Source organism: Caulobacter sp. (assembly GCF_039596335.1).
Lineage (GTDB): Bacteria > Pseudomonadota > Alphaproteobacteria > Caulobacterales > Caulobacteraceae > Caulobacter.
The window spans coordinates 432277-443392 of record NZ_JBCNJZ010000002.1 but is presented as its reverse complement, the minus strand read 5'-3'; the positions used below and the strand labels follow the sequence as shown (position 1 = coordinate 443392).

9 protein-coding genes are annotated in these 11116 nt (G+C 69.8%); 6 read left to right on the top strand and 3 right to left on the bottom strand.

Going from position 1 to position 11116, the window contains the following annotated elements; genetic code table 11:
- Nucleotides 1–158: 158 nt before the first annotated feature.
- Nucleotides 159–908 carry an FCD domain-containing protein gene (locus tag ABDW31_RS06150; protein ID WP_172268278.1) on the top strand — a complete coding sequence of 250 codons (750 nt, stop codon included), beginning with the start codon at nt 159–161 and terminating at the stop codon, nt 906–908.
- A gap of 113 nt (nt 909–1021) precedes the next feature.
- Here ABDW31_RS06150 and ABDW31_RS06145 read toward each other — a convergent pair whose 3' ends face one another.
- Nucleotides 1022–4051 carry a TonB-dependent receptor gene (locus tag ABDW31_RS06145; RefSeq protein ID WP_184715532.1) on the bottom strand — a complete coding sequence of 1010 codons (3030 nt, stop codon included), beginning with the start codon at nt 4049–4051 and terminating at the stop codon, nt 1022–1024.
- Between the two features lie 208 nt (nt 4052–4259).
- Here ABDW31_RS06145 and ABDW31_RS06140 point away from each other — a divergent pair, with 208 nt between their 5' ends.
- Nucleotides 4260–4691 carry a nuclear transport factor 2 family protein gene (locus tag ABDW31_RS06140; protein ID WP_184715530.1) on the top strand — a complete coding sequence of 144 codons (432 nt, stop codon included), beginning with the start codon at nt 4260–4262 and terminating at the stop codon, nt 4689–4691.
- 196 nt (nt 4692–4887) lie between these two features.
- Here the strand turns inward: ABDW31_RS06140 and ABDW31_RS06135 are convergent, their stop codons facing one another.
- Complete coding sequence (locus tag ABDW31_RS06135; protein WP_184715528.1) at nt 4888–6195, bottom strand: ATP-binding protein; 1308 nt, start codon at nt 6193–6195, stop codon at nt 4888–4890.
- Between the two features lie 136 nt (nt 6196–6331).
- Between ABDW31_RS06135 and ABDW31_RS06130 the strand changes: the two genes are divergently transcribed.
- Nucleotides 6332–7048, top strand: coding sequence for a class I SAM-dependent methyltransferase (locus ABDW31_RS06130; RefSeq protein WP_184715526.1), 717 nt, complete (start codon nt 6332–6334; stop codon nt 7046–7048).
- 2 nt (nt 7049–7050) lie between these two features.
- Here the strand turns inward: ABDW31_RS06130 and ABDW31_RS06125 are convergent, their stop codons facing one another.
- Nucleotides 7051–7287, bottom strand: a complete 237-nt coding sequence (locus ABDW31_RS06125) for a DUF1674 domain-containing protein (RefSeq protein ID WP_184715524.1) — start codon at nt 7285–7287, stop codon at nt 7051–7053.
- A 91-nt stretch (nt 7288–7378) separates the two neighbouring features.
- Between ABDW31_RS06125 and ABDW31_RS06120 the strand changes: the two genes are divergently transcribed.
- From ABDW31_RS06120 to ABDW31_RS06110, 3 genes are read left to right on the top strand one after another with little or no spacing between them, the layout of a single operon-like run.
- Complete coding sequence (locus tag ABDW31_RS06120; protein WP_184715522.1) at nt 7379–8659, top strand: RsmB/NOP family class I SAM-dependent RNA methyltransferase; 1281 nt, start codon at nt 7379–7381, stop codon at nt 8657–8659.
- A gap of 39 nt (nt 8660–8698) precedes the next feature.
- A complete protein-coding gene (gene rpe, locus ABDW31_RS06115) occupies nt 8699–9358 on the top strand; it encodes a ribulose-phosphate 3-epimerase (protein WP_184715520.1) in 660 nt (219 codons plus the stop codon).
- Between the two features lie 54 nt (nt 9359–9412).
- Nucleotides 9413–11116, top strand: coding sequence for a heparinase II/III family protein (locus ABDW31_RS06110; RefSeq protein WP_184723550.1), 1704 nt, complete (start codon nt 9413–9415; stop codon nt 11114–11116).

The window sequence follows — 11116 nt, the reverse complement described above, 5'->3', positions numbered from 1 at the left end:
ATGCGCCCCATACCTGGCCGGAGCCGCACAGGCCGCCCGCTAAGGCGGCGCTGCCTGCACCTCACCACCATCGATCGTTAGGCCCAGCCCGCAGAGACGCTTGCGAAGCGCCCCGTGGAAGGGTGTATTGATCAGCCAAAGAGGTCTAAGAGTCGCCGATGTCCGAGCAACGCCTTTATCAGTCTGTCGCGAAGCAGATCCGCGAGGCGATCGAGGCCGGGGAATTCCCCGTCGGCGCCCGCCTGCCCGGCGAGCGCGAACTGGCCGAACGCTTCAACGTCAGCCGCGTCACGATCCGCGAGGCCGAGATCGCCCTGGAGACCCTGGGCTGGATCTCGATCAAGACCGGCTCGGGCGTCTATGTCCTGTCGCGCGACGCCCACGCCGCCGGCCGCCTGCCCGACGTCACCGCCTTCGACCTGACCGCCGCCCGTGCGGTGTTCGAGGCCGAGGCCGCGGCCCTGGCCGCCGCCAATATCGACGAGGCCGCCCTGGCCGAGCTGGACGCCCTGGTCGCCATCATGTCCGACCCGGCCACCACCGACGCCCAGTCCAGCGCCGCCGATCAGAAGTTCCACGAGGCCATCGCCCGCATCGCCGGCAATCCGGTGGTCGAGTACTGCATCAAGCTGATCTGGCGGATGCGCAACGAGCTGCCCAAGGTCAAGCAGGTCTATCAGAGCGTCTGCCACCACGACTGGGACTCGCGCACCGACGAGCACGCCGCCATCCTGTCGGCCCTGCGCAACCGCGATCCGCAGGCTTCGCGCGCCGCCATGCGCGACCACTTCCACCGCCTGTTCGAGGCCATGCTGGCCGCCGAGGAGGCCGAGGCGCTCGCGGAAGTCCGCCGCCGGATGCAGCACGACCGGGCCCGCTTCATGGCCACCCTGTCGGCCCAGGCCTGAGCCCGCTCCTTTCTCTTCCAGTCCAACAACAAGAAGCCCCGCTGCGGTCACCGCAGCGGGGCTTTTAAGTTTGCGCAGAGACGCCGCCGAAGCGGCGCCCTCCCTGGGAGGCGTTAGAATTTCACGCTGAGGCCCACGACCACCCGACGATCGGTCAGGCCGTTGTAGCAAAGCAGCGCCTTGTCGTTGATGCAGTACTCGTTGGCGTCCTGGCGAGTCAGGTTGATGCCCTCGATGCCCAGGGTGGCCCAGTCGTTGATGTCGTAGTTGACGCTGGCGTTCAGCTGGCCGCGATCGCCGCTGATGCGCGGCACGTCGAAGGCCGAGGTGAAGGCCTCGGTGTTGATGAAGTGCGAGCGCCACGTGTAGCGCATGCGGGCGCTGAGACCGCCGCGCTCGTAGAACAGGGTCGCGTTGTAGGCGTACTTGGAGAGGTTCTCCAGCTCGACCCGGTCCTGCGGCAGGGTGGTGAAGCCCAGGTCGCGCGTGGTGTTCCGGGTCAGGCCGATGGTCCGGTAGTTGGCCACGTCGCCGCCGGTCTTCTGGTAGGTGAAGTTGCCGATGAAGCCGAAGCCCGAGGCCCAGCCCAGGCGATCCTCCCACTGCGAAAGGTCGTACTGGAACGCCGCCTCGATGCCGGTCTGGGTGGTTTCGCCGTCGACGTTGAAGGTCGAGGTCAGCGGCACGCAGATGCCCACCTGGCCGCGATCCGGGCTGTTCTGGTTGATGATGGCGATCGGGTTGTAGATGCCGCCGCCAGGGCACGACTGGTCGCGGCTGCGGTTGACGACGCCGCCGACGGCGTTGTCCGGCGGGCTCTCGGTGACGCTGGCGAACAGGTTGTCGCGCACCTTGTGGAACACGCCCACGCTGATCAGGCTGGACGGCGCGAAGTAGTATTCGGCCGACAGGTCGAACGACAGAACCGTCTCCGGCTGCAGGTTCGGATTGCCGCGGTTGACGGCGGTGTTCTCGCTGGTGGCGAAGGTCACCGAGGTCGACAGGGTGTTGAAGTCGGGACGGCGGATGTCGCGGGCCACGCCGGCGCGGACGATCACCTTGTCCATCGGCTCGGCGACCAGGTTGAAGCGCGGCAGCCAGAACTTGTAGGACGCCTCGTTCTCGGCCCGGGTCGAGGTCCCGCCCGTGGCGACGGTGTTGCCGATCGAGGTCAGGTCGGTCTGCACGTAGCGCACGCCGGCGTTGCCGCGGATGGGCGTGCCGAAGACTTCGGTATCGAAATTGGCCTGGAAGTAGGCGGTCTTGGTGTCTTCGGTGATCTTGAAGTAGGCGCTGGCCTGCGAGGTCGGCGCGCCCAGCAGGGCGATGTTGGAGCCGTTGGCGGCGTTGCTCGCCGCGATCGCCTTGTTCAGCGCCGCCAGGGTGGCGTCGGGATTCTTGAAGGCGGCGGCGCCGTCCAGGGTCATGTAGTCGGCGAACCACAGGCGCCGGCCATCGGCGTCATTGAAGTTGTTCGGCCCGGCGACCATCAGGTCGGAGAACAGGTTGCCGCTGGGGCGATAGAACGACGAGGTCACATTGGTGAAGCCCGTCGTGCCGGTGATGTTGTCGTTCAGCGCGCTCGTCTCGTTCCACCGAGCGCCGGCCTTGATCGCGCTGATGAACGGCAGCACGCCCTTGGTGTCGTACGACACGTCGACACGCAGCGCCTTTTCCTTGTTCTCGCGGATGCTGCGCGCCTGGGCCACCTGCTGCAGGCGGTAGTTGGCGGGGTTCAGCAGCATGGCCGAGGTCGGGGTGCTGGCCTGGCCTTGCGCGATGCCGAACTGCAACGTGCCGTCGCGCAGGTCGAACTCGATCGGCACGCCGTTGGCCAGGGTCACGCCCTGGGTCGGGGCCGGCGAGTTGGGGTTCACGAACTCCAGCGTGGTGTTGAAGCTGGGCAGGGTGGAGTCCGACGTCGACAGGGCCGCCTGGGCCTCGACGGTCAGACGCTCGCCCTTCCACTCGCCGCCGGTCGAGAAGACGCGGCTCTTGGTCAGGCGCGAACCGGTGTCGCTGGTGGTGCGCAGATAGGGCGCCAGGTTGCCGTTGGTGCGCGGCAGGATGATCCCCGCCAGGGCGGCCTGGACCGAGCCCAGGTCGATGTCGCCGTTCGGGCCCTGAGCCGTGCCCAGATCGACCGTCTCAAAGGCGGTGTTGCGGGTGTTGTCGACCACGCCGTTGTCCGAGACCGTCGAGATCTGGACGCTGGTGCTCTGCTCGGCGCGGGTCTGGTTGTTCAGCGTCGCGTCGACATAGAACTTCAGATTGTCGTTCGGTTTCCACTCGGCCGAGCCGGCGAAGTTCTTGGTTTCATACTCGAAATTGTCCAGATCCTGGTTGAAGAACTGGATGCGCAGGAACGGGAAGGCCTGGGCGCTGGTGCGGCCCGAGGTCGGAGTGACCACCGCGTCGCGGTCGACGCGCGGGCGGAAGGCGACGACGTCCTGCTCAGCGTAGCTGAAGCTGCCGACCAGGCCGATCTGGCCGATGCTGGTGTCCCAACGCTTGCCGACCGTGCCCGACAGGCGGGGCGTCGTGGTCTTGGACAGGTCGCTGTTTTCGGCCTGGGCGCGGAACGCGAACAGAGGCTTGGACAGATCCAGCGGGCGGATGGTCTTCAGGTTGATCGTGCCGCCGACCGAGCCTTCGATCGTGCGGGCCTCGGGCACCTTCACGACCTCGACCGCGCTGATCATCGAGGCGGCCAGGTCGTCGAAGCTGATACCCGAACGGCCCGAGCCCGAACCGACGGTCGACACGCCGTTGATCTCGACGCGGTTGGCGTCAGTGCCGCGGATCTGCACGCCGCGGCCGACGCCGGCCTCGCGGGTGATCTGCACGCCGGTGACGTTTTCCAGGACTTCAGCCAGGTTCTGGTCGGGCAGCTTGCCGATATCCTCGGCCTGGATGACCTCGACCAGGTTGTCGGCGTTGCGCTTCTGGACCAGGGCGCTCTGCAGCGAGGCGCGGATGCCGCTGACGACGATCTCCTCGACCGCAGTGTCTTCTACCGGGGCGGCGGGCGCGGTCTGAGCGAGGGCGGGCTCGGCGAACAGGATCGCGGTTCCCGCCAGCAGAAGCGTGGTCAACCGCACGCTGGAACCCGTTCGAGCCCCGCCGATCATCATCCGACGCATCATAGCCTCCCAACTGTCTTTTATTTGTTGCCGGGACGCTGGATTGGCATGGCACTTTTGTCAACCTATTTTCACACCAAGACCGCCCGCAACATCGTACCAATTGGTCAACCAATTTAGCCGATACGACCTCTCGGCTTGCGGTGTTGCCCGGCGCGGCCTGGGTCCGTTAGCCTCGCTCCTAAGAACCCAGGGAGGGACACCAGCCATGACGACGGATCTGAACCTGACGCCCGCGGCGGCGGCGTCCCTGGCCAAGTGGCACGACATGATCGCCCGCGGCGACCTCAGCGACCTGGCTTCGATCGTCCATCCGGACGCGACCTTCCGCTCGCCCGTGGCCTTCAAGCCCTATCGCAGCGCCCAGGCGGTGATCCTGGCGCTGTCGACGGTGATCACCGTGTTCGAGGACTTCGAGTACCACCGCCAAGCCGCCACGCCCGACGGGCAGAACGTGGTGCTCGAGTTTGCCGCCCGGGTCGGCGACAAGGGCGTCAAGGGCATCGACTTCGTCCGCTTCGACGACGACGGGCTGATCGTCGACTTCGAGGTGATGATGCGGCCGATGAACGGCGTCCAGGCCCTGGCCGCCGAGATGGGTCAGCGCCTGGGCGGCCTGATCCCCGCCTTCAAGGACTAAGGCCAAAGACATTCAGCGGACCGACCTAACCCAAACCGCTCATCCCCGCGAAAGCGGGGACCCAAGCGGCGTTTGCGGATCCATCTGCTGCCGGAGCCTCTTCTCGGACTCAGCTTGGATCCCCGCTTTCGCGGGGATGAGCGATTTTTGGGGGTTATCGATTCTGAATGTCGGCCCGCCCTAGCCCTGAGCGCCCTTACTCCGCCGTGGCCAGCGGCGGCCAGATGCACGCCCGCAGGCCGCCTTCGGGCCGGTTGACGATCGCCAGCCGGCCGCCGAAGCGCTTCAGCAGACGCTCGGCCGTCGGGATCCCCAGGCCAAAGCCGCCGGTGTCGCGGGCGCGGGCGGCGTCGCCGCGGAAGAACGGCTCGTAGATCCGCGCCAGGTTCTCGGCCGACAGCCCGGGGCCTTCGTCCAGGACCTCGAGACGGCGACCATCGGCGTCGTCGACCAGCCGCACGGTGGCGCGGCCGCCAAAGCGCACGGCGTTGTCGACCAGGCGGATCAGGGCCTGCTCCAGCGGACCGCGATGGGCCTGCAGGGTCAGGGTCTTGGGACCTTCATAGCGGACGGCCCCGTCGGGCCAGCGGGCCAGCACCTGGCGCACCAGGCCCGGCAGGTCGACCTCCTCGGCGGTGCTGGCCTCGTGCTGGGCGCGCAGCCAGGCCGACAGCGATTTCAGCATGTCGCCCAGCTCGTCGACATTGTCCGAGACCAGGGTGCGCATCTCGGGCGGCTCGACAAAGTCGGAGGCCAGCTTCAGGCGGCTGAGCGGCGTGCGCAGGTCGTGGCTTAGCGCTTCCATCGCCCGAGCCTGGTCCTCGATCAGGCCGGTGATGCGCCGCTGCATGTCGTTGAAGGCGCTGCCCAGGGCGGCCAGGTCGGCCGGTCCCTCGACGGCGACCGGCGAGGGCGGGCCTTCGCCGACCGTCTGAACCGCCCGCGTCAGGCGACGCAGCGGCGCGCCCAGCTGGCGCAGGGCGAAGACGCCCAGGGCCACGCAGATCAGGGTGAAGGCCAGGGTGGTGGCGCCGGCGCGCAGGGCGATGGGCCAGGGGCGCGGGAAATGGTGCGAGCGGAACGACAGCCAGCGGCCGTCCTCCAGCTCGAGGGTGCCGACCAGGTCGCGGCCGCCGTCAGCCTGGTCCTCGGACCACAGGCGCAGCGAGCGGCCCGACAGCGACGGCTCCCATTGGCGAACATAGTCGGCGATCGCCTCGGCCTCGTCCCCCTGCGGGTCGGTGCGCGTCGGCGGGCCGGCCATGACCGTGGCCTCCAGATAGTGCGAGGTCATCACCTGGTTGACCTCGATGCCCAGCCGGTTGACCCGATCGCCCACGACCAGGAACTCGGCGATGCGGCGGGCCTGGTCTTCGCGCAGGGTCTGTCGGTCGATCGCCTGGTAGAAGGCGACGCTGGCCACCAGCTCGACCAGGCCCACGACCACCACCACCAGGATGGAGCCGGCGACCAGGCCGCGGGGGCGCAGCGAGAATTTTCGCATCTTATCCTGTCCGTTCCCTCGACCCCTGCACGCCATGGTTACGGGCAACGGCGACGCATGACCACCCCGTGACGTGTAGCCGAGTGTGTCTGAGGTCGCCTTGACGCCTGCCGATTCTCGCAACATATAAAGTTACATGACTTTGAAAGCCGCCCCTCCCAGCGCCGGCGCGCGCCATTTCATCGACGCCTTCAACGACCCCGAAGCGGCCGCCCGCTACGTCGATGGCCCGCCGCGTTTCGTGCCCGGACTGGAGAGCCTGCACCGCATGTGCGGCGTACTGCTGGCCGAGCGCGCGTCGCAGAACGCCCGCGTGCTGGTGGTCGGGGCCGGCGGCGGCATGGAGCTGAAACATCTGGCGCAGGCCTATCCCGGATGGACCTTCGTCGGCGTCGATCCGGCCGCCGAGATGCTGCGCGGCGCCGAGCGGCTGCTGGGTCCGCTGAACGACCGGGTCGAGCTGGTCGAGGGCTATGTCGAGGACGTGGCGGCCGGCGACTTCGACGCCGCCGCCTGCCTGCTGACCCTGCATTTCCTGGACACGGACGAGCGTGTGCGCACCGCCGGCGAGATCCGCAAGCGCCTCAAGCCCGGCGCGCCGTTCGTTGCCGCCCATGGCAGCTTCCCGCAAGGCCCGGGCGAGCGGGATCTGTGGCTGGATCGCTATGCCGCCTTCGCCATCGCGTCGGGTTTCGATGCGGACAAGGCCCGCGGCGCGCGCGAGGCGGTCGCGGCCCACGTGTCGATGTTCTCGCCCGAGCAGGATGAGGCCATCCTGCGCCAGGCGGGCTTCTCGGATGTGACGCAGTTCTACGCCGCCTTCACCTGGCGCGGCTGGGTCGCCTACGCCTGACCTTAGAAGTCGACGGCGACGCCCTTCTTCTCCCAGTCGCCGAAGCGCGTGGGCTCGGGGCCGTCGCGGCCGCCCTGCTCGGTGGGCAGGGCCAGGGCCTCTTCGGCCGCGCGGCGGGCGGCGGCCTCCTCCAGCGCCCGGCGGGCGGCGGGGGTCAGTTCCTTGCCCGGCGCAGCCCCCAAGACTTCAGGGAGGACTTCGGGCGGGAGGTCGGAAAGGGGCTCGGAAGGCTCGGACATTGGGCGATTCTAGCAGTTTAGGCCGGGTTCGCCCCCCGATTTTTTGCGGAAGACGCTTGCGCTAAGGCTCCGCACTTGGCACGGCGAGGCGGTGACTCAAGAATTGAACGACGGCCTCCCTGCCCGGGAAGCCGCCCTGACCCTGATCGAAGCGGCCCTGTCGCGTCGCGGCGGCATCGACGAAGCCGCTTCCGCCAACGGCTTCCGCTTCCTGGAACCGCGCGAGCGCGCGTTCGCCCGCGCCCTGGCCATGGCCGTGCTGCGCCATCTGGGCCCCATCGACCGCGCCCTGACCGCCAAGCTGCAGAAGGCCCCACCCGAGCGGGTGATGAACCTGCTGCGCCTGGGCGCGGCCCAAGCCTTCTATCTGGAGGTCCCTGCCTTCGCCGCCGTGGCGACCTCGGTGGAGCTGGCCGGCGCTCACAAGGCCAGCCGGCCGTTCAAGGGTCTGGTCAACGCCGTGCTGCGCGGCCTGCTGCGCGACGGCGCGCCGGGCGATGATCCGGCCCTGCTGGCCCCGCCGTGGCTCTATGCCCGCTGGGTCGCCGCCTTCGGCGAGGCCACCGCCCGCGAGGTCGCCGGCCAGATCGCCCTGGAGCCCGCAACCGACCTGTCGCTGAAGCCCTCGGCCGATGCGACCGCCCTGGCCGAAGCCCTGGAAGCCGAGGTCCTGGACGGCGGCTCCCTGCGCCTGCGCCGCAAGGGCGACGTCGCCACCTGGCCGCACTTCGAGGACGGGACCTGGTGGGTGCAGGACGCCGCCGCCGCCGTCCCCGCCCGCCTGCTGTCCATCAAGCCCGGCGACAGCGTGCTGGACCTGTGCGCGGCTCCCGGCGGCAAGACCCTGCAGCTGGCCGCCACCGGCGCGACCGTCGTGGCCCTGGACCGCTCGGCCGCCCGCCTCAAGCGCGTCGACGAGAACCTCGAGCGCACGCAGATGACCGCCGAGGTCGTCGCCGCCGACGCCGCGGTCTGGGACGATACCCGCACCTTCGACGCCATCCTGCTAGACGCCCCCTGCTCGGCGACCGGCACCTTCCGCCGCCATCCGGACGTGCTGTGGGCCGCCCGCCCCGGCGATGTGGCCAGCCTGGCCGGCGTGCAGTCGCGCATTCTGGATAGCGCCGCTGATCGCCTGAAGCCCGGCGGCCAGCTGGTCTATTGCGTCTGCTCGCTGGAGCCCGAAGAGGGCGAGGCCCAGGTCGAGGCGTTTCTCGCGCGCCGCAAGGACATGACGCTGGAGCCGATCACCGCCGGCGAAGGCGGCTCGCCCGAAGCCAGCCTGACCGCCCGCGGGACCCTGCGCCTGCTGCCGCATCACCGCGACGGCGGCCAGGACGGCTTCTTCGCCGCCCGATTCCGCAAGGTCTAAAGGGCTGACAGGACGCGCCGACGCGGTTATCCCAGGACCATGACCGCGCCGATCATCGCCCCCTCCATCCTCGCTTCCGACTTCGCTCGCCTGGGCGAGGAGGTCGCCGCCATCCAGGCGGCCGGCGCCGACTGGGTCCACGTCGATGTGATGGACGGCCACTTCGTGCCCAACATCACCCTGGGCCCCGACATCGTCAAAGCCATCCGGCCGCACGCCACGATCCCGTTCGACGTGCACCTGATGATCAGCCCCGCCGACCCGTACCTGGAAGCGTTTCGCGCCGCCGGGGCGGACCTGATCAGCATCCACCCGGAAGCCGGCCCGCACCTGCACCGCAGCCTCAAGCGCATCCGTGAGCTGGGCGCCAAGGCCGGGGTCGTCTTCAACCCGTCCACCAGCATCGACCATGTCGAGTGGATCCTGGAGGACGTCGACCTCTTGCTGGTGATGTCGGTCAATCCCGGCTTCGGCGGCCAGAGCTTCATTCCCGGCCAGCTGCGCAAGGTCGAGGCCCTGCGCCAGATGGTCGACAAGGCCGGCCTCGACATCATCATCGAGGTCGACGGCGGCGTCACCTCGGTCACCGCGCCCCAGTGCGTCGCGGCCGGCGCCACCGCCCTCGTCGCCGGTTCGGCGGTGTTCAAGGGCGGTCGCGAGGCCTATGCCGCCAACATCCGCGCGCTGAAGGGCGGCTGATCCTTGAGCCCAGCCGTCAAGCGTCCCTCCGCCAACGGCTTCAAGTTTCCGACGCTGCCCAAAGCGCTGGAGGGGGGCGGCGGCGTCCTGCTGCGCGCCATCGGGGCCGAGATCGCCAGCCATGCCCAGCGCGAGTGGTTCGGCTGCGGCCCGCATCGCCTGCAGATCGCCCTGCCCCGGCCGCAAGGCCTGGCCGCCCGGCCGCACGATCCCCGCCCCGTCGATCCCGAGCATGGCAAGAAGATCCTGGCCGGCACGCTGGCCCTCGACGGCGGCACCCTGCGCCTGGGCCCCGACGGCGACCCGTTCGACACCGCCAGCCCCTCGCGCCGCTTCGCCGTCAGCCTGCACCGCTTCGACTGGCTGCCGGACCTGTCTTCAGCGGGCTCCGATGGGGCTCGCCGGTCCCTGCGCCTGATCGACGACTGGCGCCGGGTGTTCGGCAAGTGGAACGCCTTCTCGTGGAGCGCCGACTGCCTGGAGCGCCGCGTCTTCCACCTGGCCTGCGCCGCCCGCATCCTGGCCGCCGAGGGCAGCGACGCCGAGGTCGCCGACCTGACCCTGGACCTGGCCCGCCAGGCCCGCCACCTGCTGGAGATCGACAAGAGCCCCGAACGCCGGCTGGAGCGCGCCGTCGCCGCCGCCATCGCCGGCTGCGCCCTGGCCGGCAAGCCGGGCGAGGCCCTGATCGACAAGGCCCTGAAGGTCATCGCCCGCCAGATCGACACCATGGTGCTGGCCGACGGCGGCCACGCCACCCGCTCGCCCGAGGCCGGCCTGGAGCTCCTGTTCGACCTCCTGACCCTCGACGACGCCCTGGGCCAGTGCGGCCGCCCGGCGCCCGAGCCCCTGACCCGAGCCATCGACCGCCTGTCGACGGCCGCGCGGTTCTTCACCCTGGGCGACGGCCACCTGGCGGCCTTCCACGGCGGCGAGGCCATCGCTCCGGCCCGCATCCGCGCCGCCCTGGCCCATGACGAGAGCGGCCCGCGCCCGCTGAACGCCGCCCCGCACAGCGGCTATCACAAGATGATCGGCGGCAGCATCGAGGTCATCGCCGATTGCGCGACGCCGCCCGCCGGCCCGCTGTCGGTCGCGGCCTGCGCCCAGCCGGCCGCCGTCGAGATCGTCTGCGCCAAGGACCGCCTGATCACCAGCTGCGGCTGGAGCCCCGAGGCCGCCGGCGCCCACGCCTTCCGCCTCTCCGACGCGGCCTCCACCGTCTCGGTCGGCGACGGCTCGGCCGGCCGCCCGCTCTCAGGCTTCCGCGCCAAGGCCCTGGGTCCCTGGCTGGTCGACGGCCCCACCCGCGTCGACGCCAAGCGCCATGACGACGTCGGCGGGGTGTGGCTGGACATCATCCACGACGGCTGGCGCCGCCACGGCCTGACCCACGCCCGCCGCCTGTTCCTCGACGCCGTCGCCGACGAGCTGCGCGGCGAGGACAGCCTCTCGCCGATCGCCCTCGATCCCACGGCGGCCGACGGCCCGCGCCGCTATCTGCCGTTCGCCGTGCGCTTCCACCTGCACCCCGAGGCCCGCGCCTCGATCGCCCGCGACGGCAAGAGCGTGCTGATCCGGGGGCCCAACAACATCGGCTGGTGGCTGCGCAACGACGCCGTCGACGTCGAGATCGCCCCCAGCGCCCACTTCGACCACGGCCTGGCCCGCAAGGCCGGCCAGATCGTGCTCAAGAGCCAGGTCCGCCCCGAGGTCGGCGCCAAGATCCGCTGGAAACTGACCCGGGCCGAGGGCTGA

What these genes read in the sequence shown, in the direction of transcription:
- ABDW31_RS06150 (WP_172268278.1), top strand. Translation starts at nt 159, where the DNA reads ATGTCCGAGCAACGCCTTTATCAGTCTGTCGCGAAGCAGATCCGCGAG.
- ABDW31_RS06145 (WP_184715532.1), bottom strand. Translation starts at nt 4,051, where the DNA reads ATGCGTCGGATGATGATCGGCGGGGCTCGAACGGGTTCCAGCGTGCGG.
- ABDW31_RS06140 (WP_184715530.1), top strand. Translation starts at nt 4,260, where the DNA reads ATGACGACGGATCTGAACCTGACGCCCGCGGCGGCGGCGTCCCTGGCC.
- ABDW31_RS06135 (WP_184715528.1), bottom strand. Translation starts at nt 6,195, where the DNA reads ATGCGAAAATTCTCGCTGCGCCCCCGCGGCCTGGTCGCCGGCTCCATC.
- ABDW31_RS06130 (WP_184715526.1), top strand. Translation starts at nt 6,332, where the DNA reads ATGACTTTGAAAGCCGCCCCTCCCAGCGCCGGCGCGCGCCATTTCATC.
- ABDW31_RS06125 (WP_184715524.1), bottom strand. Translation starts at nt 7,287, where the DNA reads ATGTCCGAGCCTTCCGAGCCCCTTTCCGACCTCCCGCCCGAAGTCCTC.
- rpe (WP_184715520.1), top strand. Translation starts at nt 8,699, where the DNA reads ATGACCGCGCCGATCATCGCCCCCTCCATCCTCGCTTCCGACTTCGCT.